Genomic DNA, 25,443 nt, shown 5'->3' with positions numbered 1-25,443 from the left:
GGATGGTATTGCCATCGGCGACATATTGGCGGCCTTAGAGGCGGCACGGCAAAGATGTTAATGACAAACGCTCAGTCCGCAGGGTATTTAAACCCTGCGGACTGAATCAGAGACAAATTAGGCGTTACGCGTTAGCCCTGCAGTTCTTTCCGCACAATCTCTGCGCCGGCACTTAATGCCTGCAGCTTACCGTAAGCCACATGACGCGACAGCGGCGTCATGCCACAGTTGGTGCTTGGATAGAGTTTATCGGCATCTACAAACTGCAGCGCTTTACGCAGCGTGGCAGCCACTTCTTCCGGTGTTTCGATGGTGTTGGTGGCGACATCAATCGCGCCAACCATGACTTTTTTACCACGAATCAGTTCAATCAAATCCATCGGAACGCGTGAGTTCTGACACTCCAGCGAAACGATATCGATACCGGAACTCTGCAGTTTAGGGAAGATCTCCTCATACTGGCGCCACTCGGTACCCAGCGTTTTCTTCCAGTCGGTGTTGGCTTTGATGCCGTAGCCGTAGCAAATATGCACTGCGGTCTCACATTTAAGTCCTTCGATAGCGCGTTCTAAGGCGGCAATGCCCCAGTCATTCACCTCGTCGAAAAAGACGTTAAAGGCGGGTTCGTCAAACTGAATAATATCAACGCCAGCGGCTTCTAATTCGCGCGCTTCTTGGTTGAGAATTTTAGCGAATTCCCACGCCAGCTTCTCACGGCTTTTATAGTGATCATCATACAGCGTGTCGATCATGGTCATCGGGCCAGGCAACGCCCATTTAATTGGACGCTGCGTCAGCTGACGCAGGTATTTGGCATCATCGACAAAGACTGGTTTCTGCCGGCTCACTTCGCCCACCACGCCGGGTACGCTGGCATCATAACGATTACGGATACGCACCGTTTTGCGGTTTTCAAAGTCAACGCCGTTAAGGTGTTCGATAAAGGTGGTGACGAAGTGCTGGCGCGTTTGCTCGCCGTCGCTGACGATATCAATACCGGCCTGCTGCTGGTCGTCCAGACATAAACGCAGCGCATCCTGTTTGCCCTGAATCAGCTCATCGCCCTGCAATTTCCAAGGCGACCATAATGTCTCTGGCTGTGCCAGCCAGGAAGGTTTCGGTAAGCTGCCAGCCGTTGACGTCGGTAATAATGTTTTCATTAATCAATAACCTTATTTATTCGTTAATCAAAGAGCGAAATGATCAGACCACTGTTTCAGAATGCTGTGGTAAGGCTTAATAAACTGCTCTTCGGTAAATTTACCCTGCTCAATCGCCAGGCGGGTACGCTCTTCGCGATCGTAAACAATTTTGGTCAGCGAGTGATCCTGATGATACAGGTCTGGCTGATATTCAATGCCCGCCGGTGAGTTCGCATTGTAAATCTCCGGGCGGTAAATCTTCTGGAAGGTTTCCATGGTACTGATGGTGCTGATCAGCTCCAGGTTACTGTAATCACTGAGCAAATCACCGGCGAAGTAGAAGGCGAACGGCGCCACGCTGTTGGCCGGCATGAAATAGCGCGCCCTGAGTCCCATTTTGGCGAAATAGAGATCGGTCAATGAAGATTCATTTTGCTGATACTCAATGCCCAGCACCGGATGCTGGTTACCGGTACGACGGTAAATATTTTTGCTGGAGACGCTGAGGCAAATGACCGGCGCTTTGCGGAAGTTGGCTTTATACGTCTCTGAGTTGACAAAATGGCGGAAAATATTGCCGTGCAGCACGCCGAAGTCATCTGGAATACTGAAACCGGTACGGCCTTTATTATGCTCGGACAGCAAAACGCTGAAATCATAATCACGCACGTATGAAGAGAAGTTATTGCCGGTGATCCCTTCAATGCGCTCACTGGTTTTTTTATCAACGATGTTGGTCTTCAGGATCTCAATCGCCGGAAAGCTTTTGCCCTCGCCGCCTGCACCCAGATTCATTTCCACAGAAATGATATCCAGTTCAACCGCATAGCGATCGCCTTTCGGGTTGTCCCAGTTCGCCAGCGAATTGAAACGGTTATTCATCATGATCAGCGCATTGCGCAGATTCTCTTCACGATTGCTGCCGCGCGCCAGGTTGGCAAAATTGGTGGTAATGCGCGTATCTTTGGAGGGATTGTAATTCTCATCGAAGCGCGTGCTTTTTATACTAAAGGTAAAATCATTTTTCATCGCGAGCGGGCATCCTGATTTCTGCTTGCAACCTGACGCTGTTCTCTCCTTTACCGGAGTTCTCAAAACGTTTACAGGTTTGCAAATTCAGCAGTGGTCATATTGTCGAAAATATTTAACATGACCTTAGTTATGCCAGAGTCCCTGCGTGAGGAAAAGTGATTAAATTTCAAAGCAAGATGAGCTAACTTCATGTTGCCTGCACCAGGCTCGCGCTGAGGGTAAGTAAGCAAAGGTTGGGCAAAAAACCTGCAAAATCAGGCGCTAATCTGCGCTATCACACTGCCCATCCTTAGCCTGACAGCTGACGGCGCGATTGTCAGGTGAAAAAACTTCACCATCACCGTTTTCCATCCCCTTTACCGCTGTCCATCCAGATTTTCAGCGGTTAGAATAGCTGACTTCATATAATTGGCATTATATGAAGTCAGGATCCTCAGGATCATCACCTTTGGTTAACATGATGCAGTGTGTCTGCTCCATGCCGTGCATAAAAAAACCGGCACCGCTACGTTAAATCTGGCGGGTGATGACCCTGCTACATGCACAGAATTCACGTAGCGACGTCATAAATTAATGAGTAAAACGGACACCCTGCCCGGGATTACCGCCAGCCCGGCTCTGATGAACAGTATTGATGAGGATATTGCTGAACGCCTGAAAGCGTTTGTTAGTGATAAAGAAGCGTTTTCTGACAATACGTGGCGACAGTTGCTGAGCGTTATGCGGATCGGCAGCCGCTGGGCGACTAAACATGACCGGCAATTCTTGCCGATGGATCCTGCCGATCTGCGTGATTACCTGCTGTGGCTTCAGGCATCGGGACGCGCCTCTTCTACCATCGCGACCCATGCTGCATTAATTTCCATGTTACACCGTAACGCCGGTCTGGTGCCGCCCAATGTTTCGCCGCTGGTGTTTCGCGCAGTGAAAAAAATTAATCGCAGCGCGGTGATAGCCGGTGAACGTGCCGGTCAGGCCATCCCCTTTCGCATTCGGGATTTACTTAAGCTGGATCAGCGCTGGGCGGGCTCTTACCGCCTGCAACAGCAGCGCGATCTGGCATTTTTGCATGTGGCTTACGCCACGTTATTACGCATCAGTGAGCTGAGCCGCTTGCGGGTGCGTGACATTTCGCGCTCGGCCGATGGCCGTATCATTCTCGATGTTGCCTGGACCAAAACCATTGTGATGACCGGGGGACTGATTAAGGCACTCGGCGATCTCTCATCACAACGGCTGACCGAATGGCTGGTGGCATCCGGGTTGATCGCTGAACCCGACGCGTTCATTTTTGGCCCGGTGCACCGCGCTAACCAGGCGCAGATTGTCTGCGATAAACCGCTCTCGACTCGCGCGCTGGAGGATATTTTCGTCCGCGCCTGGCGTGAAGCAGGACCGGGCACCGGCGTGCAACCCAATAAGAATCGCTATCGCGGCTGGTCGGGACATAGCACCCGGGTCGGTGCCGCCATCGATATGGCCAGCAATAAGTACAGCACCGCGCAGATCATGCAGGAAGGCACCTGGAAGAAGCCGGAAACGGTGATGCGCTATATTCGCCACGTTGATGCCCATGCCGGGGCGATGATCGACCTGATGCAACAACATCTGTGAATTAATATCAGTAAGCCCTGGCGCTGGGAATTGCTGGCAGTGTGCTAAGTGGTGCTATCAGGTGCGCCCCAGACACCGGGACTGGAAGCCGGGACTGAAAGTGGTTATGAACGCAGTTATTGGGGGCTGACGCTCGGTGGAACGAAAACTCACGTTAAGCAATGTTTTCTTCCTCTGACGCCTCTTTTAATGGCCGCAGATGTCCTTTTGTCACCAGTTCTGCCTGTATGAAGGAATAATGGCCGAGCATATTGATATGCCCGTTGCAAAGCGGTGAGATGCGTGCGATATCTTCATCATTCAGCATTTCCCCCTGTGCCCGGAGATGATCCAGGGCTGCCTGCATATAAATAATATTCCCTAACACGACGGCGTTAGTGACCAGTCCCAGTGCGCCCAGTTGATCTTCCTGTCCGTGGGTATATCGCTTTCTTATCTCACCTTTCTGACCGTGATCCAGTTGATAAAAGAGTTCGACGCCCGGGGTGTATCCATTCGGTTTATTGACGACGGTATCAGTACCGATGCGGAAATGAGTAAAATGGTTATCACTATTCTTTCAGCTGTAACCCTGGCCGAGCGCAAGAGAATCCTTGAGCGTACAATTGAAGGGAGGCAATAGGCGAAGCTAAAAGGTATTAAATTCGGCCGCAAGCGCACTTTAGAAAGGCACGCCGTTATGGAACTTCATCAGAGAGGTATGGGTGCAACTAATATCTCTCATCAGCTCAGTATTGCACGCTCTATAGTCTATAAAATTCTCGAAGATCAAAAGTGCTTATGATGCTTTCTGTTTATCATTAAAATGATTGGTTTAAAACATCAAACTCGTCTTTAAGGCATTGAGCCATCGTAAAATGAAAATTTAAACAAGGTAATTAGTCTATAGATTTGAAAAACTTGATTATTTATAAGAAGAAACTTATCCCCGGTGACGAACGGGCTAAAACAGCACAATCCTCAGGCACTCCTTAACCGTTACATGTCCGACCAGATATGACCATCATCATTTTAGATGATTGAATTTAAAATTTTAATCTCAAAAAATCGTCAAAAGCCCCTTTCTTCTTCAAAAAAATTGCACAAAGGAAATATTCAGTTACATATATTTACTAAAAACAAGTTTAGGTTAGCATTACATTACACAAGACAAGAGCGTTCCTCTTATCGCTTTTGATGTATGTTCAGGGATTACGAAACTGGGTTCTGAATCATTCAAGGGTGTGAACGGAGTTAAAAGTAATGAAGCATGGACAGTTGAGAACTTATTTTAGAAGTGGTCCTTTCGTAATTACTTCATTAGCTATGTTTTTTTTAATATTTAATTCTTCGTCATGTGTGGCGTATGAGGAGATAGACCTCCCCGATGCCAGCGTTCTTTCTGACCCCCCCGATATCTATATTAAGGGGAGCGTTATTTATTATAATGGAAAAATCACAGGCACATCTTATTCTGAATTCCTAAGGCTTGCTAGAAATTCCCCAATCAATACGATATCTATAAATAGCATTGGCGGTGATATCAGGAACGCTTTAGCGATAGGTGATTATATATATAAAAATGGAATCAGTGTTGATGTGCGCAGCGTTTGCGCCTCTGCCTGTGCTAACTATATTTTTCCAGCCGGAAAGAAAAAACATCTGGGTAACGATTCGTACCTTCTATGGCATGGTGGTATCAACGGCCCTGAGAGAGAAATTGCAATATCTGGAAACATAACAAAGAGTGATTTTTTCTCGCTTCGGGAAATTAAAAAGTTACAAAAAGATGATATTGAGTTTTACAGAAAAATTGGTGTGGACAATAAGCTATCTTTTTGTCCTCAGTTAAACTCTGATTATAGATATAAGTTCCCGGAGAAATGGTTTTCATACACTCCGGCAGACATGAAAAAGTTTGGCATAACAAACATACACTATGCCAATTCATCTTCTCAATGGGTTGTTTCAATGAGAAAAAAGCACGTTATATTCGCAAGCTACTGTAATTAGGAGAAATAATAATGCGTGAACTTTCTTTAAATGAAATGAATGTAGTCGCAGGTGGGTTTTCAATTGGCAGCTGTTCTATTGGTGGTTCTTTTTCCACGTCTAAAGATGGACATGGCGGCTCAACTACCTCGGCTAGCTTTCACGCGGGCTGTGGTTTAAACGCACCGGATACCGGGTCCTCTGCATCCGGGAATAATAAAGGGAACAGTGGTAAATCCAGCAACAAGGGGAAAAGTGGTCAGATGGGTGGTGGTAAAAACCGCTGATTACAGAGAATCTGCTCTCCAGGCGGCCATTATGGCCGCCTTATTATGACAACTACTGGCTTTTATTTCTTCAGGATACTCATGGACTCCCTCTATCGTGCAGCGGCGCTCAGTCACCGGTCACGACTCTGGAATGGTCGGGCATTGCTGGCCCGCGGCCTTCCCGCTTGGGTGCATCTTGCCCTCACCGCGCTCTTTTTTATCGTGCTTGCAATGTTTCTCTGCATCGGCAGCTATACCCGTCGGGTGACCGTTAGCGGGGAGCTGGCCTCCCTGCCCGGCCCAGTCCGGGTCACCGCCCCCGGACAGGGGTTTATTATCAGCCGTCTGGTCAGTGCAGGTGACAAGGTAAAAAAAGGGCAGCCTCTTTATGAAATTGACGTCAGCCATACGACGCGATCCGGCGTGGTCAGCCTTCAGCAGCGGCAGAATACGCAGGCCCAGATAAAAAGCGTTGAGAGCATCATTAATCACCTGCGTGAAAACAAACGCGTCACGCTGGAAACCCTGGAGCAACAGAAAGCCAGTTATGCGGCGGCGCTGTCGCACTCGGCTGACGTACTGAACCAGGCCGAAGAGGGGCTGAAGGAAATGAAGCAGAATATGGACAGCTATCGCCGCTATCAGCGCGCGGGCCTCATCAACCGGGACCAGCTCTCCCAGCAGGCCGCTCTTTACTATCAGCAGCAGAACGACCTGCTGACGCTGAGCGGTCAGCGTGAACAGAATGCTCTGCAGCTGCTGGCTCTGACGGGCGACATCCGCACGCGCGCCGCTGATTTTGATAACGATATTTTCCGCATGGAGATGCAGCGCAGCGACCTGGTTCGCCAGGAGACCCTGGACGACGCGGCGGGAACGCTGGTCGTGACTTCGCCGGTGGACGGGCGGGTAGATATCGCCGGCCTGACATCTGGACAGTCGGTCAGCGTCGGCGACGCCCTGGCACAGGTTATTCCTTTCGCAACTCCCCGCTGGGAACTGGTCATGTGGGTGCCGGACAGCGCCGTGCCATTCATTAAGGCAGGCTCACCGGTCAACATACGGTATAACGCTTTTCCGGCAGAAAAGTTTGGTCAGTTTCCCGGACGGATCACGCAGATATCTTCAGCCCCGGCGACCCTACATGAAAGGGCATCCTGGTCCGGCGCGCCTGCCGTAAACGCCAGCACATCCGAGACCTGGTACCGACTGACCGTCACGCCTGATGTGACGCACTTTGTCTGGCAGGGACACCGCCTCCGGCCCGGAAACGGGCTGCGCGCGGAATGCACGCTGTTTCTAGAGAAACGAAAACTGTGGCAGTGGGTACTTGCGCCACTCTATGACATGCGGGACAGCACGCAGGAGGCGGTGAGTGAACAGTAACGGACCTGAAGGGCTATTACGCCGTCTCAATTTCTCACTGTACCGGCGTGTCCCCCTGATTCTGCAGACTGAAGCTGCCGAATGCGGGCTGGCCTGTATCGCGATGGTGGCAGGCTGGCACGGCCATCACGCAGATTTGTTTGCCCTGCGCAGCCGGGGTGGCATCTCGTCTCGCGGCGCCACGCTGAGCACTCTGTACACCATTGCCGGGGAGGTGGGACTGGCGGGCCGGGCTTTATCACTTGAGCTTGATGAGCTTTCGGACCTGAGGCTGCCCTGTATTCTGCACTGGAGCTTCAGCCATTTTGTGGTGCTGGTCAGCCTCAGTGGCGACCGGGCCGTGATCCACGATCCGGCCCGTGGACGGCTAAGCGTCAGCAGGAAAACGCTGTCGGAAAACTTTACCGGCGCGGCGCTGGAGCTCTGGCCCGGCCGCGGCTTCTGCCGGAAAAAAAAACTGCCCCGCGTCAGGCCTGCCGAACTGATGAGCGGTATACGCGGCTTCGGCACTGCCCTGGTCAAAATCTTCTGTTTGTCCGCGATGATCGAAAGCATCAGTCTGCTGTTGCCCGTGGGTACGCAGATTGCCCTGGATCACGTGGTTCCCGCCTCCGACCGGGGGCTGCTTGAACTGGTCTGCCTGTCTCTGGGAGCACTTATCCTGCTTCAGACCGGACTTAACCTCATCCGTGCGTGGACGGTGATGGTGACGGACACGCTCACCGACGTCCAGTGGAAGGAAGGCCTGCTCCGGCATCTTCTGGGACTTCCTCTTCCGTGGTTTGCCCAGCGTCGTACAGGCGACATCCAGTCACGTTTCGGCTCGCTGGATGTGCTGCGCGACACTTTTGTCCACGATGTCACCGGCTGCGTCATTGACGGCATCATGCTCCTCGGGTCTTGCGTACTGCTGGCAGGCTACGGAGGCCCGCTTCTGTGGGGTGTGGTTACGTGCTTTGTGTTGATCGCCATAACAATGCGGGTGGTTGCCTTTCCTCGCTACCGCCAGCTGACGGAGGAGCAACTGATAAAAAACGCGGCGGCCGGATCTCACTTTACCGAATCGCTGTGGGGTATCGCCACGCTACGCGCGCAGGGTCTGACATCGCAGCGCCGCCGGAACTGGCTGACACTTGAAGTAGACGCCGCAAACGCTGCCGTCAGCCGTCGGCGCTTTGACATTCTTTTCAGTACGGTCAGCGGTCTGACGAACGCGCTGGACAACGTGGTTATCCTCTGGCTTGGCATTGGGGCCGTAATGACTCATCAGCTCTCACTCGGGGCGTTTGTGGCCTTCGGGGTATTTCGTGAAATTTTCACCTCCCGGGCACTGTCGCTGACTGACATGTTCCTGCGTCTCGGCATGCTCTCCCTGCACGGAGAACGTATTGCAGACATCGCCCACACTGAGTCCGAGCCGGCCGCCCCCGCTGCAGACCTGTACCCTGCGGGTGTCGCCATCGCGCTGGAGGCAAAAGGACTCATGTTTCGTCATGATGCACAGTCACCGGCCATTTTCAGGGGGCTCAATATCACGGTGGCTGCCGGAGAAAGCGTGGCCATCACCGGCCCATCAGGGTGCGGAAAAACCACACTCATGAAAGTGCTGAGCGGCCTTATCCCGCCGGGTGAAGGCTGCGTGCTGGCCGGAGGACGGGATATCCACTCCGCCGGCGTGAACAACTACCGCCGCGCCGTGGCCTGCATACTGCAGGAGGACCGTCTGTTTGCCGGGTCATTACGCGAAAACATGACCGGTTTCAGCGACTCACCTGACGAGGCGTGGCTTCATACCTGCGCCCGCCTTGGCCATATCCATGACGATATCATGGCCCTGCCGATGGGCTATGACACCCTGACAGGCGAGCTGGGCGAGGGGCTCTCGGGCGGCCAGCGTCAGCGCATTTTCATCGTTCGCGCACTCTATCGCCGTCCCGCCATTCTTTTCATGGACGAGGCAACCAGCCATCTGGACGAACATAACGAGGCGCTAATAAACGAGGCCATACGCGGCCTGAGCATCACGCGGGTTATTATCGCTCACCGTTCATCCACAATTGCCTCGGCCGACCGGACAATTCACCTCGGCAGCATGCCGGAATAAAGGAGTATGCCCATGCGCGACACGCTGATTATCACGCTGATGCTGATTGTGATCCTGACCTTTATCCCCGTCAGTTGTTTCACTGGTGCCACCCTGCTGGCCCTGCGTCAGCGTAAAGGGTGGGGCTGGCTGATTGTGGCGGGCGTCCTGACGACTGTCGCCGTGGTGGACGCCGCCATCAGCAGCCTTGTGTTATAGAAATAACCGACGGAAAGGCAACGGGAAGTCGTGGTCAAACGCATTAGGCCATAAGCTTCGCCAGCTTGCCTTCGACGCTGCCTCATAGTTCATAGTTAGGCCCCTTAATTGCTTTTGTGATGGGGCTGATGACCAACTCCGTAGTGCTGTGGAACACAGTTTATATAATGGCTGCACTGGATCAGCATCGGGCATAAGGCGAAACGCTTAATAACAACGAGAATGGCAAAAATCGGTCAGTGGCCCTGGCGTTGACATGATGAATATATCGCACGGTTTCCCCGCTTTATTGTGGATAATTAATATGCTGGGTCATCATTCCTTTATGCAGGCAATATGAGTAAAAAAGGCCATTTAATGCTACTAAAAGGGGCAATCGAGGAAGACAATATTGCTTAACGTGAGTTTTCGTTCGACTGAGCGTCAGACCCCTCATTACTCACTTCACACTGGCTGAAGGTTTTTTCTTTAACATCATCCGTAAGGTCCGCTTCAAAAAAAATATTCAGGTAATATTGGTTGGCCTCAATCCCTCTCCGTTCTATACCCAATGCTCTTCTGACACTGCTTCTGGCTCCATCCGCAGCGAAAAGCCAGCTGGCAGAGATGACATGCAATACACCATGAGAATCTTTGGCTATGGCAGTAACGTTATTCTGATTTTCTGTTATTTCTATCAATTCCCAGCCTAAACGGAGATTTTGCTGCCGGGCCAATAAAGCCTCATATAATATTGGTTCAATCAGCGTTTGTGGACATGCCGTCAATTTACAGGGTGACGGATCTGCTTCCGAATGTAATCGCTTAACATCCGCTTCGACAAGCGGGGTTGATTCAAGCATTGAAACTCCGCGCCTGGCTCCGCCAAATTTGCCCTGCTTCCACGCGGATACTGATACTTTTTCAATTGCATCCTGAAGGCCCACACTACGAAACAGCTCCATCGTCCTTGCAGAAAAGCCTCTTGCTCGCGGTAACGCTGACAGTGATGAGCCTTTTTCTATCAGGATAAATGGGACATTGAATTGGGCGTTCTGATGCGCCAGGGCATTGCTGAGCAGGATGCGACGCTCGCCTTGATGACTGCGTCAAAATTTACCGTCGGTTTTGTCCTTGAAGAACAGCAGGAGAGCTCGCTATCTCAGTTAAATAAAAACAGTCCTTTCTTCATAACAGATAAAGATTATATGTACGAATGTGGGCTGGAAATGATAACAAGAAATTTATTCATGCACGGCCAGAATAACTCTGTGTAGGCTGGGATTTTTGTGCGTTAATTCGTTCCTGTTTCACGGGAAGGGTAATGCACAAATGGGCTTAATCTCGTCATCATTTGTAGCCTGCCTGGTTTTATGATTTCAGCATCATTTAGTTTAACAATTCGTTCACGAATCCAAAGACATGCCGTGGGGCAACAGAACGCTAAAGAATAACGATTTGCCTGGTTTACCCGTGGGCGGCCTTCTCAACTGCCCTGCCACCTAAAGGTGCTGTTAATGACGCGGTACCTTTGCCAGTTCCCTGACAAAGTACCGCGCCGCCTGCTTCACCTCACTGCCATACCTTTTAGGGTATCAAACAGGCCAATCTTAGTATTGGAATCAACGCTCACCCTGCTTCTAAGATAAATTCAGCCCGGAAACTGGCGGATTATTAACCGATAGTCAGAGGTGAACAACGATGAATAAACCCATTGCAAAATTAAACGACACCCCGGTACGCCGCGGTGGTGATGTCCTGCTGGAAGTGGTACAAAAACTCATTAGCTGATTCAGTGTTGGCTTCATGACTGCGCTTCTCACGCATAATCTGACAATAGACTACGTCAGTGAATCACAATTTAGCCGATATGGCATAGCAATTCGCCATATTGATCCCTATAACGCCGCTGAGGCTGGAATGCCCGCCTGATTACGCAGCGGGTTCCTCACCATAGTGTGACTGCGCGTACCCGGCAAAGCGCCGTATCTCCGGGTTAGCCGCGCCGGTTTTCCAGCACAGGTAGAGTGCCGTCGTGACATCCTGCTGCGCCAGCGGCAGCAGTGCCACATCCTGCCGCAAAAATCTATCCGGAGCGTGGGGGATGAAGGTCACGCCCAGGCCCAGCGCGGCGAGGTCAACGGCGGTGGCTACATCGCGCGCGCGGAGCACGCTGGCGGGAATCTGCCTGGCGGCCGCATAGAGATTAAGTACCGCGCCACCCAGCCCGATGCCTTCCGGATCTTCCTGCAAAATCAGCGGCTCCGCCGCTAAATCAGCCAGCGAGACGCAGGCCTGCTGCGCCAGCGGATGGTCGTCGGCCAGCACCGCACACAGCGAGGTTTGATGCAGAATTTGCCGGCTAATCTGGCGACGTTCCGGCAGTGGCCCGCGCAGGATGCCGATATCCAAATCGCTGCTCTCCAGCAGGCTTAGCTGTTGGTTGACGCTGTACTCCACGGGTTGCAGCGCGATCTGGGGAAAATCACGTCTGAAGGCACGGATAATTTTGACCAGCGCCGGCTCCAGCATGGACGTGCCCACATAGCCAATGCGTAACATGCCGCGTCGTCCGGCGGCCACCTGCTTAATCGTGTCCTGCAGATGCTCCACACGCTGCACCGTTTGCTGGACTTCCCCGAGCAGCAATGCGCCTTCGCGCGTCAGACTCACCTTACGCTTGTCGCGCGCAAATAACTTCACGCCCCACTGCTGCTCCAGTGCCTGAATATGCTGAGACAACGCCGGTTGCGTCAGGTTAACCGCCGCCGCTGCCCGTGCAAAATGCAGCGTATCGGCGAGTGCCAGAAAAGAACGCAGCTTACGGTAATCCATGCCACACCTGATAAGGATTCGTTATTAATAAAAGCATAATACCAATTAGACCCTGATTAGCGAGCGCATTATCTTTGCCAGCAGGACGGCGACGGCAGGAACGCGCCGGAAAATTTTTGCCTTTCACAGGAGGCCTTATGCGCATCATTGTCGGCGTAACCGGTGCCACCGGTGCCCCACTCGCGCTGCGATTACTGCGGCAGCTGGCGGACATTCCGCACATCGAAACGCATCTCATTTTGTCACGCTGGGGAAAAGTGACGCTGGAACATGAAACCAACTATTCTCTCAACGAAATCAAACAGCTGGCCGATGTGTTTCATCCGGCCGGTGACCAGGCCGCGACTATCTCTTCGGGCTCATTTGTCACCGACGGGATGGTGATTATTCCCTGCAGCATGAAAACGCTGGCCGGTATCCGCAGCGGGTATGCGGAAGGGCTGATTGGCCGCGCGGCGGATGTCGTCCTGAAAGAGCAGCGCAAACTGATTCTGGTACCGCGCGAAACCCCGCTCAACACCATTCATCTGGAAAACATGCTGGCGCTGTCACGCATGGGCGTCAGCCTGATTCCCCCTGTGCCGGCCTGGTACAACCATCCGGCCACGATCGCCGATGTGGAAAATCATATCGTGGGTCGCGTGCTGGATCAGCTTGGTATCGACACTGCTGGCGCCACGCGCTGGCAGGGTTTGCATCCCGCCAGTGATGACCTGACACTCTCAAACTAAGGAACAGCCTATGTCAAACACATCTCCCTCTTCGCACAGCAGTGAGGTTTACGATCTGCGTTCTGCCATCGAACTGCTGAAGCAATTTGATGGTGAGTATATTGAGACCGATGAACCGGTGAATCCCGAAGCGGAACTGTCCGGTGTCTATCGTTACGTTGGCGCGGGCGGCACCGTGATGCGTCCCACACAGACCGGACCGGCGATGGTGTTTAATCACATCAAAGGTTACGCCAACTTTCGCGTACTGATTGGCTTGCTGGCTTCACGGCAGCGCGTGGCGCGCCTGTTAGGGGTGCCGAAAGAAAAGCTGGCGCATTTGCTGCGTTCATCGGTACACAACGCCATTGCACCGGTGGAAATAAGCCAGCAGCAGGCGGTTTGTCAGGAAGTGGTGCACCTCGCCACGGACGACGGTTTTGATATCCGCCGCCTGCTGCCCGCGCCAACCAACACGCCTGAAGATGCCGGCCCCTATTTCACCATGGGGATGTGTTATGCCGCCGATCCGGAAACCGGCGAACACGACGTCACTATTCACCGCTTGTGCGTGCAGGGCAAAGATGAGATCTCGATGTACTTTGTACCGGGCCGCCATCTTGATCAGTTCCGCATCAAGGCTGAGCAGGCGGGCAAAGCGTTGCCGATCACCATCAGTATTGGCGTCGATCCGGCCATCGAAATTGGTGCCTGCTTTGAGCCGCCGACCACGCCGCTCGGTTTTGATGAGCTGGCGATAGCCGGGGGTTTGCGCGGTCGGGCGGTTGAGCTGGTTAAGGGTGTCGCCGTAGAGGCACGCGCCATTGCCCATGCAGAGATCGTGATTGAGGGTGAACTGGTGCCGGATTATCGCGTACAGGAAGATCAGCATACCCATAGCGGTAAAGCGATGCCGGAATTCCCGGGTTATACCGGTGAAGCGCAGGCGGCAGTGCCGGTGATTAAAGTCAAAGCCGTGACGCACCGCAAAAATCCCATCCTGCAAACCTGCATCGGACCGAGCGACGAGCACACCAATCTGGCCGGAATCCCGACCGAAGCCAGCATTCTCGATATGGTTGAGCGTGCGTTACCGGGTCTGGTGAAGAATGTACATTGCCCTTCGCCAGGCACCGGGAAATATGTTGCGGTGCTGCAAATCAATAAGCGCGGCCCGCAGGATGAGGGACGCCAGCGTCAGGCTGCCCTGCTGGCTTTCTCGGCCTTTTCAGAGCTGAAGCACGTGTTCCTGGTCGATGAGGATGTTGATGTGTTCGACTTAAATGACGTGATTTGGGCGATGACCACGCGTTATCAGGGCGACGCAGATACTATCTTTATTCCGGGCGTGCGCTGTCACCCGCTCGATCCGTCACAGGATCCGGCCTTCAGCAACTCGATTCGCGCCCATGGCATTACCTGTAAAACCATTTTTGACTGTACGGTACCGTATGACCTGAAACACAACTTCCAGCGCTCGCAGTTTATGGAAGTTGATGTTTCACGCTTCATTCCAGGTTTTAACCGTTAATCACTCACCGCCCGCCAGGCCTGCGCCTGATTGCGTCCGCTATGCTTGGCCTGGTAGAGCGCCGCATCAGCATGCTCGATCAGGTTGCCGGCCTGATCGTCATGCCAGGTGGTCGCACAGCCCGCGCTGAGCGTCACCTGCGCGTCGGGCAGTGCGGAAGCGGCGTGAGGCAGATGCAGGTCAGCAATCGCCTGTACTGCCTGACGCGCAATATTCAGCGCCGCATGCTGATCGGCACCGGCGAGGATAATGGCAAACTCCTCGCCGCCATAGCGCGCGACCATGTCGCTCTGCCGCAGCTTGAGGCGTTTGAGCGCGTCGGCCACCTGGCGTAAACAGTGATCGCCTGCCACGTGCCCGTAGCGATCGTTGTAGTGTTGAAGTAGTCAATATCCATTAATATCAGTGACACCGGTGCTGATTTTTCCCGCAGATTATGCAAAGCATTCTGCAAAAAGCGGTCAAACTGTCTGCGGTTAGCCAGACCGGTCAGCCCATCGAAAAACGCCAGCTGATCAAGATGATGATTGGCATCGGCGAGGTCGTTTTTTAGTTTGAGCAGCGCTTCCTGATAATGCTGGCTATGCCGAGCCTGACGAATGACAAACAGTCCCAGCAGGATAATCGCGACCAGCAGCGCCACGTTCAGGGAAATATCCTGCAGTCTTCCTTTCACCCAGCGCAGATATAGATTGCGCTTGTCGTAACCGGCCGCGACCACCAGCGGATAGCGTTCTGAGCTGGCGAAGCCGAAGATGCGCACCTGGCCATCCAGCGCCGCGTTCCACTCGCCGCTGCCGCGATCGGCTTTCACCAGCATCTGCTGGAACAGATGGCTGGCGGAGAGACTTTTGCCGATATAGCTGTCGGGCATCGGACGGGCATAAAGCACCGTGCTGTCTGCCAGCATCAGTACCAGCACGTCGCGCGGCCCCAGTTCGTAGTAACTGTAAAAACGGCGGAAATAATCCACTTTAATGGTGGCTAACAGGATGCCTTTGAAATCACGCGCGGCATCGCTGACGCGCAGGGAAACCGGAATAACCAGATCGCCAGTGCTGCGGCTGCGGATCACCGGGCCAATGTGCAAACTGTCACGGCTGTTGTTGCGGTGATAGCGGAAATATTCACGATCAGAGTTGTTGGTGCCCACCGGCACGCTGCGCGTGGAGGTGGCGATCCAGCGGCCCTGCTCATCATAGTAAAACAGCCCATGCAGCTGCGGCAGACGGCTTTGCAGATCGCGCATAATCTGGCTCAGATTGGCGGCGTTGAGTTTTTCCAGCGGCTGCGCCTGCAGGTCGCGCTGCACTTCACGCAGGGCCAGTTCGGTCTGGAGCACGGTATCTTCCGCCTGACGTGACTGTGACAGGGAAAGATTGACCGCCATCTCTTCCGTCTGGCGCACCGCGCCGTGCCAGTCTTCGCGCAGCGTCCACAGGGTGAGCGCAATGATCGCGCATATCAGCAATCCGCCGGACAGCAAAATACTGCGCAGCAGCGAGGAACCTGAAATGATTGCCGCTTCATTTTTCCTTTTAAACGTCATGTTTCACCCTGTTGCCGTGTCAACGCTAAGTTAAGCACATAATCAGCGACGGGATTTTCAGGATTAAAGGCGGTAATGATGTCATGCGTGGTGATGGCCGCTGGACGACGGGTGGATGCTGCACAAATCGCCAGCGATCAGCCCGTTTCTCACTCGCTGCTCAGAGTGATGACTACCTTACCAAAAGGCCCGCGGTCCAGATGGTCCAGCGCTGATGGCAGGTCAGAAAATGCGTACACTGAGTCGATCACCGGCTTTATGCCGGTCCGATCAACTGCACGAATCAGGCGCGTGAGTGCGCGGCGGCTACCGGTGCCGATACCATGAAGGGTCACGTCTTTCATCATCAGCGGCATTGCCGGTGAGCTGAAGTCAAAGCCCTCAAGCGCACCGATCTGGCAGATGTGCCCACCGACCGCCGCCAGCTGCACGGATTTCCCCAGGTGATCGCCACCGATGACTTCAAGGATATGATCGGCGCCGTGATTGGCGGTGATGCGGTAAATTTCTTCCACCCAGTCTTCCCGGTGGCGATCCACATAATGGTCGGCACCCAGCGCTTTCGTCCGGTCGGCGTTGCTGGCTCTGCCGGAGACAATCACCTGCGCGCCATGCGCTTTGGCAATCTGCAAACCAAACAGGGCAACCCCGCCGGTACTGGGAATCAGTACAATATCGCCAGCCTGCACGCCGGCACGTTCGACCAGCGCAAACCAGGCGGTGAGACCGGCACAGGGCAATGTGGCAGCCTGAATCGGGTTAAGCGTCGCAGGGGCGGTAACCAGCCACGCTTCCGGCATAACCACATATTGAGCCAGCACGCCGGGATAATAGCCGCCCAGCGTTTTATAGGCCGGCGTGCGCGCATCGCCGGGACGCACACCGTCGATCCAGTCGGGCGTAAACGTTGAAATAACCCGGTCACCGATGCTGAAGCGGCTGACACCTTCCCCCTGGCCAACAACGACGCCGGCCAGATCGGACCCCGGTGTAAAAGGAAACGCAAGCGGCAGGCCCCGGCCATTCTCAATTACCATCTTGTCCCGGTGATTCAGGGCGACGGCTTCAACCTTCACCAGCACCTGCTGCGGGCCCGGAACCGGCATTGCGACCGTTCTCAGTTCGAGGTTATCGCGCCCGATGGCGTCTGTTTCCCAGCGCCGCATGTGTTTTGTCATCGTTAAGCCCTTCCAGGTAATTAATTTTGTTGGTGTTGTTAGTCTCCGGCTTCTGATTATGAATAACAATACTCTATAATCGACACAGGTTGTTGAGCCGGGAAGCAACAATGAAAGGCAGCGAATATAGCGAACTCCGGGCATTTGTTTGTGTCGCGGAGGAACGCAGTTTCAGACGGGCGGCGCAGCGCCTGAGTGTATCGCCCTCCGCGCTGAGTCATACCATCCGCGCGCTTGAAGAGCGTTTAGGTAGCCGGTTATTGAACCGGACCACCCGCAGCGTGGCGCCGACGGAAGCAGGACAGGCTCTGCTCAATCGCCTGATGCCGGCGATGGCGGAGATCGCCTCGGCCGTCAGGGACGTCGGTGCCTGTCAGGACGAGCCGCGTGGACGGGTTCGCATCAATCTGCCGCGTATTGCTGCCCGCATGTTGATTGCGCCCATGCTGCCGTTATTCAGGGAGAACTATCCGCATGTCTCTCTTGATGTGGTCATTGATGACAGCCTCACAGACATTGTCGGCAAGGGATTCGATGCCGGCATCAGATCGGGACAACTCGTGCAGCAGGATATGATTGCCGTGCGGCTGACGCCCGACATGCGGATGATTGTGGTCGGTTCCCCGGACTACTTTTCACGCCATCCCGAGCCACAACATCCGCAGGATCTGCGCCAGCATCAATGCCTGACCTATCGCTGGGCCGATACCGGGGTGCTGCAACGTTGGGAATTTCATGGGCCGGCAGGCGCGCACAGCGTGAATGTTGAAAGCATTGTCACCGCCAACGAAACGGATTTTGTGCTCGACGCGGCGTTAAAAGGAACCGGGCTGGCCTATATCAGCGATCAGTTCGCACAACCCTGGATTGAACGCGGCGAACTCAGGCAGGTGCTGAGCGAGTGGTCTGCGGTATTTTCAGGACTTCATCTCTATTACGTTAACAATCCCCATATGTCGGCCTCGCTGAGAGCGTTTATTGACCAGTTAAAATCCTTTGTCGCGACGAGGCGTTGAATCAGCAAGCGCCATGCTGCTCGTCCCGCTACAAATATTAAATCATGCTAATCATTATCCTTGCTTTCGTTCCGGTTGTTACCGCCGGTACTTTCTCCCCTGTAACGCGCCTTATCCCCTGCCGCCACGCTTTTCTGAAGATCTAAATTTGTAGCAAAAATTTATTCAATCATTAAATTATATTTATTATATTAGCAAAACTTTAATGTGGACTGGTTGAGGATTACAGTGCATTTAACAAGGAAATCAGTGATTAGCAGCGCTATCTCTGATGGCGTTCTGACAAAAAGAACCCACAGAATGTGCAGGATACTTAATGGTATCGATCAGCGCATCAGCATTACACCAGCAAGCGGATTGATTGACTTCCTTAAAGGGATGGAGGTGACCAACGAACAGTACCGGCGCAGTGGAATCGTTAAGGAAAAACGCTCAATTTTTCTCTATAACGAAGGGCTGCTGAATCCGGAAAGCACGCTGTTTCTCGCCCGCAAAGACCAGGATATCCTCGGCACGCTAAGCGTCATCGCCAATCACAATAACCGTCTGCCGTGCAGCAAACTTTTTCGTGAAGAGATGGCCGCCCTGCAGCTGGAAAAGCGCAAAGTGGTAGAGCTTGGCACGCTGTCGGTACGCTATCAGGCAGACAGTGAAAACATCGTGTTTATGCTGTACCTGAAAATCATGATCTACACCATTTTCATTGAACAGGTGGATGACATCTTTATTCAGGTTAAAGAGAAGGTTGCTGCGTTTTACGAGCGCAATTTCCTGTTCAAACAGGTCGGCGGCACCAAAAAGCACCCGGATTACAGTGACCTTAACGCCACGCTGCTGCGCGTGGACGTGAAAAGTATCCGCGACAAAATTTATGAGCAGCAATGTTATGGCCCGATGGGCTGGCTGCGCATGCTGCGTGAACTTGGTTTACTGCAGCACTACCGCACGCTGAGCCAGCAGTGCCACAGCTGCCCGCGCTTTACGCCAGATCAGCGGGACGCGGAGCTCTATCAATATCTGTGTAATCTGTGACGGCGCCAGCCGTCTCTGCACCGTTTTCGATTTTCACACAGATCACTTGCCGGCATTGCTATCCAGGTCGTGCTGCAGGAAGAGTTCTTTTAGCCATTCGATGAAGACCCTGACTCTGGGTGATAGCTGTCGGTTACGCGGATACAGGACAGAGACGGGAGACGGTTCAGGTGGAAAGGCTTTGAGCAATTCGACGAGCGTCCCCGTCTTCAGATCATCTTCCACGTGATAACGCGGCACCTGGATGATGCCGAGTCCCATGCGCGCCACGGATACAAAGGTATCAGCCGCATTAACCGTAATTGAAGTTTTGATCGTCGTGGTGATGCGCTTGCCGTCCACCCTGAATACCAGCGGCAGGATGCCGCTACTGCCCGTGGTGCGGAATCCGATCATCCTGTGGCCGGAATGCAGTTCATCCGGATCCGACGGAAGTCCGAACCGGGAGACATAACCGGGCGAAGCGACCGTGACCTCTTCCAGCGTGGCGACGCACCGTGCGATCATATCGCTGTCCTGCGGCGTTCCGACACGCAAAACACAATCAATTCCCTCACGCACCAGATCGACCAGCCGGTCACCCTCGCTCAGATAGATTTCGATATCAGGATAAGCTTCGAGGAAACAAGGTAGCTGCGGCAGAACAAAATGTCTTGCCAGCGAGCCATGAACATCGACACGCAGCAATCCCTTCGGCCGGGCGCCGGCAAACGCGCCCTCGGCATCCTCGATATCGTCCAGTATAGAAACGCAGCGCTTGTAGTAGGCTTCACCGTCCAGCGTCGGGCTGACGTGACGCGTGGTGCGTTCCAGTAGCTTAATGCCCAGGCGCGACTCAAGTTGCTTAATCGCGTCCGTTACGGTCGAGCGTGGCAGGCCGAGGTCTTCCGCCGCCCTTGTGAAGCTGCGGCGCGCTACCACACGCGTGAAAACTCGCATCGTATCAATTCTGTCCATGATATTGTTCGTCACTATCGGATTCTGATGCCAGATAATGACTGATTATCCGGAAATGATACAGTGCTAGATTTTCTCCGTGTTCAGGCGCGATACCGCGCGAAAATCGGAGAATATCTATGTCCACTTCAGAGAAAGTAGCAATCGTAACCGGTGCATCCCGCGGAATTGGTGCCGCCATTGCCAGGCAGCTTGCTGCGGACGGCTTTGCCATCGTGGTGAACTATGCCGGCAACGCAGAGGCCGCTGCCGCCGTGGTTGAGGAGATCGAAGTCGCCGGTGGCAGAGCTATCACCGCGCAGGCGGACGTTGCTGATGCCATCCAGGTCAAACGCATGTTCGATTTAGCCGAATCTGCGTTTGGCGCTATTGATGTGCTCGTCAATAATGCCGGCGTAATGATGCTGTCTCCGCTGGCCAGCGCCGACGATCAGAGTTTTAGCAAGCAGATCGACATCAATCTGAAGGGAACGTTTAACACCCTGCGCGAAGCGGCAAACCGCCTGCGTTCTGGCGGGCGCATCATCAACTTCTCCACATCGGTTGTCGGGCTTAAGCTTGAGAATTATGGCGTCTATGCCGCGACCAAGGCGGCCGTCGAAACACTGACAACCATCATGTCCAAAGAGATGCGCGGACGCAGCATCACCGTCAATGCCGTCGCGCCCGGTCCGACTGCGACCGACCTCTTCCTCAACGGGAAAAGCGATGAACTGATCGCGCGCATGTCCAAAATGAATCCGCTGGAACGCCTCGGCACGCCTGAGGATATCGCTAATGTCGTTTCTTTCCTCGCCGGACCACAGGGCAGCTGGATGAACGGACAGATCCTGCGCGCCAATGGCGGAATGGTCTGAGCCGCAAACTGCAGAATTAGTCAAAGGAGTACTGTTATGTCTCAGAAGATTATCCTTGTGACCGGATCGTCAAGCGGCTTCGGTCGCCTGACTGCCGAAGCGCTGGCTCGTGCTGGCCATACCGTTTATGCATCGATGCGGGATATTGCGGGCCGTAATGCCGCAAATGTCCGCCAGTTAAGCGAACTTTCCACGCGGGAAGGAATTGACCTGCGGCCGCTGGAACTTGATGTTCAGTGCGACATATCGGTTGATGCTGCCATTGAAACGGTAATATCCGCCGCCGGGAAGCTTGATGTGGTGGTACACAATGCTGGCCACATGATGTTCGGCCCGGCCGAAGCCTTCACGCCAGAGCAGTTCGCCCAGCAATATGACGTTAACGTGCTGGGAACGCAGCGCGTTAACCGGGCCATACTGCCGCATATGCGCTCCCGCCGTGAAGGCCTGCTGGTCTGGATTTCCAGTTCCAGCGTGACCGGCGGCACACCGCCCTATCTGGCCCCTTATTTTGCCGCCAAAGCGGCGATGGATACGCTTGCCGTTCAGTATGCGCGCGAGCTCAGCCGATTCGGCATTGAGACGACAATCATTGTGCCGGGAGCCTTTACCAAAGGGACCAACCATTTTGCCCATTCAGGAAGTCCTGCCGACACCGGGCGTGTCGCGGAGTATGAAGCAGGTCCTTATGCCGGTTTCGGCGATGTTGTGCAAAAGGCCTTTGCGGAGATAGTGCCGGAAGATGCCGATCCCGCGCGCGTTGCAGCACAGATTGCCGATGTTGTCGGTATGCCGTTTGGTACGCGTCCATTTCGTGTGCATAACGATCCGTCCGAAGACGGCGCGAATATCGGCTTTGCGGTCATCGACCGTTTGCGCGCCGAAATGCTACATCGGGTTGGATTGTCCGATCTTCTGACGCCAGCGAAAGCACCGTCGTGTGAAGGGTAACAGTCGTGACCGGCGGGATCGCTCGCCGGTTGCTTTACCATGCAAACAGGAGCGCCGGAAATGCACACCGTTGTCATCCTTATCTGTGGCTTTGCTTTATTAAATATCCTTGCTCGTACACCCTACCAACAATTCAGAATCCCTTAGCCTTAGCTTGCATTCTGTTGAGCCTCAGCCCCTGGTTTGAATAAATGGCGCTAGTCAGCCTTACCGGCACGTTAGCCGAACCCGGTGCCATTACATCAATCATTAATAGTATGTTGTAATTAATGTGTGTCATTGCCGCTTACATCTGGCATTGCTGCAAATCCGGCTGCAGCTCCTATGCTGTAGGGAGTCATTAACGTGCGGATATGAGGTATGCATGAGTTTACTGTTTAGCGCGACGCAGCTTGGCGAGTTGTCGCTGGAAAATCGCATTGTGATTGCACCGATGTGCCAATACTCAGCGGAAGAAGGTCAGGCAACGGCCTGGCACCGCATTCATCTCGGCCAGCTGGCGCTCTCCGGCGCGGGACTGCTGATTATCGAGGCGACGGCGGTGGAAGCCATTGGCCGTATCACGCCGGGCGACCTGGGGTTATGGGACGACGCGACAGAAGCCGCGCTGGCCAGCGTGCTGCAGGACGTGCGGCGCTACGCTACCCTGCCGATTGGCATTCAGTTGGGTCACGCCGGGCGCAAAGCGTCCTGTGCTGCGCCATGGCAAGGTGGTGCGCAGCTCTCTGAGGAACACGGCGGCTGGCAGACCGTCGCGCCGTCTGCGCAGCCGTTTGGACAGGATGAGCGTCCGCCGGCCGCACTCAGCAAACAGGATCTGGCGCATCTGAAACAGGCCTTTGTTGATAGCGCCCTGCGCGCGGTACGCATCGGCATTCAGCTGGTCGAACTGCATGCTGCGCACGGCTATTTGCTGCACCAGTTTCTGTCGCCGCTCAGCAACCAGCGTGACGATGAATACGGCGGCTCATTAGAGAACCGTCTGCGTTTCCCGCTTGAGGTGTTCAAGGCGCTGCGCGCTGCGCTGCCGGCGGAAATACCGGTTGGCGTGCGGCTTTCGGCCACCGACTGGATCGAAGGCGGCTGGGATAATCAGCAATCGATTGTTTTCAGCCAGCAGCTCGAAGCTGCAGGTTGTGCCTACATCCACGTTTCCAGCGGTGGCCTGGCGCCACAGCAGCAAATCAGCGTCGGCCCTGGTTATCAGTTGCCGTTTGCCCGAGAGATTCGCCAGCAGGTCTCGATTCCGGTAATTGGCGTGGGGCTGATTACCGAACCGAAACAGGCCGAGCAGGCGCTGCAGGAGCAGGATGCCGATTTGATCGCGCTGGCACGCGCGGTGCTGTATGACCCACGCTGGCCATGGCACGCCGCCGCCGAACTGGGCGCGCAGGCCAAAGCGCCGCCTCAGTATCTGCGTTCCGAACCGCACGGCCTGAAAGGCACCCTGATCAGCAACCAGTAGCTTCCCTGACCGGCAGCCGCCCGGTTGCCGGTTCTGCTCTGGGAAATTTCACAGATTTCAGCCCATTGTGCGCGACTGCACTGTTTTCGTCTTATGCTTTCCCGGCCAATTAACCAAAAGGAAGATGAGATGAAATTGCAGCATTATTTACTGGGCGGCGCGCTCTGTGCTTTCAGCGTGAGCGGCCTGGCCGCTGAGATGAAAAATCCACTGAGCGTGCATGTGCTGAATCTGCAAACCGGCGTACCGACCGCAGGTATTGAGGTCGAGCTGGATAAGAAACAGGGTGACGAGTGGGTGAAACTGGCGCAGGGCACCACCAACGAACAGGGGCGTATTCCGGCGCTTTACCCGGCGGGCCAGAAGGCGCAGACCGGGATTTACCGCGTCATTTTTAAAACCGGTGACTATTACAAAAAAAACGCTCAGCCGACCTTCTTCCCGGAAATTCCGGTGATGTTCAACCTGGATAATGCCGATCAGCACTACCATATTCCACTGCTGCTCAGCCAGTACGGCTACTCCACCTATCGCGGCAACTAAGCAAAAAAGGCGCTGCGGACGGTATATTTATACCAGTACGTTTTGTTGAACCGTTGCCTCGTTAAGCGATTGAATCAGGCAGGAGAATCTCTATTCCGTTGCTCCTGCCTATTACAGGGTAAGCCTGTTTTTTCGGCTGGTGTGATTGCTATAGCGTGCTGGCTGACGCATTAAAAACTGCCTGACTCAGCTTTCGCGCTGAGCTGGGTTCTGTGAAATCCAGCGCTCTGTTTTCGCTCTGCTTTCATCGGTTGCCGGATTAAAGAGCATCATCGTTAAATCCGGCCTGCCTTCAACAGAAAAGGTCGAGAACTCCAGGGCAATCGTCCCCATTTGCGGATGATGCAGCACCTTAAACCCTTCGCCATGCCCGGCCACATCGTTGTTACGCCACAGGCGGGCGAAGTCAGCGCTTTGAGCGGATAGCTCCTCAACCAGTCGATCGATTTCCTCTGAAGCACCCAGGCGCGCGGCATCCGCCCGAAAGGCGTTGACGATGAGACGGGCCACGCCCTCCCAGTCGTCTTGCATCCCCCGCGCTTCCTGGTCGGTAAACAGCAGGCGCAGAATATTGCGCCGCGCGGGCGGAAGTTGCCCGTAATCCTTCAGCACAACCGTCGCCGGGTGATTCCATGCCACCACGTCCCAGGTGGCGGTTTTGATAATCGCCGGAATCGTCAGGCTTTCCAGTACGCGTTGCAGCCGTGGGGTTATGCTGTCGCACCGACTTACCCGGTTTTCTGGCGGATGCCCAAACGCGAGGATAAACAGATGATCGCGTTCGGGAGACGTAAGCCGCAGCCCGGCAGCAATGCGGTTAAGTACCTCACGCGAGGGCGCTCCCCCGCGGCCCTGCTCAAGCCAGGTGTACCAGGTCGGGCTGATATTCGCGAGCTGGGCAACCTCTTCGCGGCGCAGGCCCGGCGTACGGCGGCGGCCGGGCAAAAAACCAAACGAAGCCGGGTCAATTGCCAGACGGCGTGCCCTTAAAAACTCACCCAGCGGATTTTCAGAAAGCAGCGTCATAAATCACCCTGTTAATGTTTATACCCTGATAACTTCACTACTTTAATAGTAAAAGATCCGCGCTTACGCTGTCGCACTAAATCACTCAGGAGACAGGC

At 54.2% G+C, this 25,443-nt stretch carries 22 protein-coding genes and 3 pseudogenes; 16 read left to right on the top strand and 9 right to left on the bottom strand.

The genetic code is table 11. The features are described from left to right. Positions 1 to 131 precede the first annotated feature (131 nt). Positions 132 to 1,160, bottom strand: coding sequence for a methionine synthase (locus tag KOL70_RS18765; RefSeq protein WP_021509410.1), 1,029 nt, complete (start codon positions 1,158 to 1,160; stop codon positions 132 to 134). Between the two features lie 27 nt (positions 1,161 to 1,187). Next, a complete protein-coding gene (locus KOL70_RS18760; RefSeq protein WP_215481328.1) occupies positions 1,188 to 2,171 on the bottom strand; it encodes a DUF1852 domain-containing protein in 984 nt (327 codons plus the stop codon). A 576-nt stretch (positions 2,172 to 2,747) separates the two neighbouring features. On the opposite strand from KOL70_RS18760, the gene KOL70_RS18755 reads away from it, so the two are divergent. After that, positions 2,748 to 3,788, top strand: coding sequence for a tyrosine-type recombinase/integrase (locus tag KOL70_RS18755; RefSeq protein WP_215481327.1), 1,041 nt, complete (start codon positions 2,748 to 2,750; stop codon positions 3,786 to 3,788). Between the two features lie 154 nt (positions 3,789 to 3,942). Here KOL70_RS18755 and KOL70_RS18750 read toward each other — a convergent pair. Then, positions 3,943 to 4,242 (bottom strand): annotated as a pseudogene (locus tag KOL70_RS18750) (Tn3 family transposase); the annotation flags it as partial. On the opposite strand from KOL70_RS18750, the pseudogene KOL70_RS23650 reads away from it, so the two are divergent. From KOL70_RS23650 to KOL70_RS18715, 6 genes and pseudogenes are all read left to right on the top strand, one after another. Continuing rightward, positions 4,240 to 4,572: pseudogene (locus KOL70_RS23650) on the top strand (recombinase family protein); the annotation flags it as partial. The pseudogenes KOL70_RS18750 and KOL70_RS23650 sit on opposite strands and share 3 nt — an antisense overlap. Positions 4,573 to 5,030: 458 nt before the next feature. Then, on the top strand, positions 5,031 to 5,780 hold the full coding sequence (locus KOL70_RS18735; protein ID WP_215481325.1) for a hypothetical protein: 750 nt from the start codon (positions 5,031 to 5,033) through the stop codon (positions 5,778 to 5,780). Between the two features lie 11 nt (positions 5,781 to 5,791). Beyond that, positions 5,792 to 6,046 (top strand): hypothetical protein, encoded by a 255-nt coding sequence (locus tag KOL70_RS18730; protein WP_141097320.1) that lies wholly within the window; start codon positions 5,792 to 5,794, stop codon positions 6,044 to 6,046. Between the two features lie 81 nt (positions 6,047 to 6,127). Further along, a complete protein-coding gene (locus tag KOL70_RS18725) occupies positions 6,128 to 7,414 on the top strand; it encodes an HlyD family secretion protein (protein WP_215481324.1) in 1,287 nt (428 codons plus the stop codon). Continuing rightward, complete coding sequence (locus tag KOL70_RS18720; protein ID WP_371824671.1) at positions 7,404 to 9,518, top strand: peptidase domain-containing ABC transporter; 2,115 nt, start codon at positions 7,404 to 7,406, stop codon at positions 9,516 to 9,518. Before KOL70_RS18725 ends, KOL70_RS18720 begins: the two co-directional genes overlap by 11 nt. Positions 9,519 to 9,530: 12 nt before the next feature. Next, positions 9,531 to 9,716, top strand: coding sequence for a hypothetical protein (locus KOL70_RS18715; protein ID WP_215481323.1), 186 nt, complete (start codon positions 9,531 to 9,533; stop codon positions 9,714 to 9,716). A 395-nt stretch (positions 9,717 to 10,111) separates the two neighbouring features. Here KOL70_RS18715 and KOL70_RS18710 read toward each other — a convergent pair whose 3' ends face one another. Beyond that, a complete protein-coding gene (locus KOL70_RS18710; protein WP_371824676.1) occupies positions 10,112 to 10,720 on the bottom strand; it encodes an FAD-dependent monooxygenase in 609 nt (202 codons plus the stop codon). A 33-nt stretch (positions 10,721 to 10,753) separates the two neighbouring features. Between KOL70_RS18710 and KOL70_RS18705 the strand changes: the two genes are divergently transcribed. After that, positions 10,754 to 10,972 carry a hypothetical protein gene (locus KOL70_RS18705; RefSeq protein ID WP_215481322.1) on the top strand — a complete coding sequence of 73 codons (219 nt, stop codon included), beginning with the start codon at positions 10,754 to 10,756 and terminating at the stop codon, positions 10,970 to 10,972. A 655-nt stretch (positions 10,973 to 11,627) separates the two neighbouring features. Here the strand turns inward: KOL70_RS18705 and KOL70_RS18700 are convergent. Beyond that, positions 11,628 to 12,530 carry a LysR family transcriptional regulator gene (locus tag KOL70_RS18700; protein WP_215481321.1) on the bottom strand — a complete coding sequence of 301 codons (903 nt, stop codon included), beginning with the start codon at positions 12,528 to 12,530 and terminating at the stop codon, positions 11,628 to 11,630. 137 nt (positions 12,531 to 12,667) lie between these two features. Here KOL70_RS18700 and KOL70_RS18695 point away from each other — a divergent pair, with 137 nt between their 5' ends. Both KOL70_RS18695 and KOL70_RS18690 read left to right on the top strand, forming a co-directional pair. Further along, a complete protein-coding gene (locus KOL70_RS18695; RefSeq protein WP_215481320.1) occupies positions 12,668 to 13,261 on the top strand; it encodes a UbiX family flavin prenyltransferase in 594 nt (197 codons plus the stop codon). Between the two features lie 10 nt (positions 13,262 to 13,271). After that, complete coding sequence (locus KOL70_RS18690; RefSeq protein ID WP_215481319.1) at positions 13,272 to 14,771, top strand: UbiD family decarboxylase; 1,500 nt, start codon at positions 13,272 to 13,274, stop codon at positions 14,769 to 14,771. On the opposite strand, the pseudogene KOL70_RS23820 reads toward KOL70_RS18690, so the two are convergent. Together KOL70_RS23820 and KOL70_RS18680 are read right to left on the bottom strand one after the other, a co-directional pair. Then, positions 14,768 to 15,681: pseudogene (locus tag KOL70_RS23820) on the bottom strand (GGDEF domain-containing protein); the annotation flags it as partial. The gene KOL70_RS18690 and the pseudogene KOL70_RS23820 sit on opposite strands and share 4 nt — an antisense overlap. 788 nt (positions 15,682 to 16,469) lie before the next feature. Beyond that, complete coding sequence (locus tag KOL70_RS18680; RefSeq protein ID WP_215481318.1) at positions 16,470 to 17,498, bottom strand: NAD(P)-dependent alcohol dehydrogenase; 1,029 nt, start codon at positions 17,496 to 17,498, stop codon at positions 16,470 to 16,472. A 110-nt stretch (positions 17,499 to 17,608) separates the two neighbouring features. Here KOL70_RS18680 and KOL70_RS18675 point away from each other — a divergent pair, with 110 nt between their 5' ends. Both KOL70_RS18675 and KOL70_RS18670 read left to right on the top strand, forming a co-directional pair. Continuing rightward, positions 17,609 to 18,514, top strand: a complete 906-nt coding sequence (locus KOL70_RS18675) for a LysR family transcriptional regulator (RefSeq protein ID WP_215481317.1) — start codon at positions 17,609 to 17,611, stop codon at positions 18,512 to 18,514. Positions 18,515 to 18,814: 300 nt separating this feature from the next. Further along, positions 18,815 to 19,546, top strand: a complete 732-nt coding sequence (locus KOL70_RS18670) for a hypothetical protein (protein ID WP_215481316.1) — start codon at positions 18,815 to 18,817, stop codon at positions 19,544 to 19,546. 42 nt (positions 19,547 to 19,588) lie between these two features. Here KOL70_RS18670 and KOL70_RS18665 read toward each other — a convergent pair whose 3' ends face one another. Further along, positions 19,589 to 20,503, bottom strand: a complete 915-nt coding sequence (locus tag KOL70_RS18665; protein WP_215481315.1) for a LysR family transcriptional regulator — start codon at positions 20,501 to 20,503, stop codon at positions 19,589 to 19,591. A 119-nt stretch (positions 20,504 to 20,622) separates the two neighbouring features. On the opposite strand from KOL70_RS18665, the gene KOL70_RS18660 reads away from it, so the two are divergent. From KOL70_RS18660 to uraH, 4 genes are all read left to right on the top strand, one after another. Beyond that, positions 20,623 to 21,360 carry an SDR family oxidoreductase gene (locus tag KOL70_RS18660; RefSeq protein ID WP_215481314.1) on the top strand — a complete coding sequence of 246 codons (738 nt, stop codon included), beginning with the start codon at positions 20,623 to 20,625 and terminating at the stop codon, positions 21,358 to 21,360. 36 nt (positions 21,361 to 21,396) lie between these two features. Continuing rightward, positions 21,397 to 22,311, top strand: coding sequence for an SDR family oxidoreductase (locus KOL70_RS18655; protein ID WP_215481313.1), 915 nt, complete (start codon positions 21,397 to 21,399; stop codon positions 22,309 to 22,311). Between the two features lie 364 nt (positions 22,312 to 22,675). Next, positions 22,676 to 23,776, top strand: a complete 1,101-nt coding sequence (locus KOL70_RS18650) for an NADH:flavin oxidoreductase/NADH oxidase (RefSeq protein WP_215481312.1) — start codon at positions 22,676 to 22,678, stop codon at positions 23,774 to 23,776. Positions 23,777 to 23,905: 129 nt separating this feature from the next. After that, the gene (gene uraH, locus KOL70_RS18645) at positions 23,906 to 24,319 is read left to right on the top strand and encodes a hydroxyisourate hydrolase (protein WP_021509392.1); all 414 of its coding nucleotides are present in this window, start codon (positions 23,906 to 23,908) and stop codon (positions 24,317 to 24,319) included. 186 nt (positions 24,320 to 24,505) lie between these two features. On the opposite strand, the gene KOL70_RS18640 is transcribed toward uraH, so the two are convergent. After that, complete coding sequence (locus KOL70_RS18640) at positions 24,506 to 25,345, bottom strand: helix-turn-helix transcriptional regulator (RefSeq protein WP_132463893.1); 840 nt, start codon at positions 25,343 to 25,345, stop codon at positions 24,506 to 24,508. Between the last annotated feature and the right edge of the window lie 98 nt (positions 25,346 to 25,443).

The organism is Pantoea sp. B270, from assembly GCF_018726825.1.
Classification (GTDB): domain Bacteria; phylum Pseudomonadota; class Gammaproteobacteria; order Enterobacterales; family Enterobacteriaceae; genus Pantoea; species Pantoea dispersa.
This window is presented reverse-complemented; position numbering and strand designations above follow the sequence as displayed.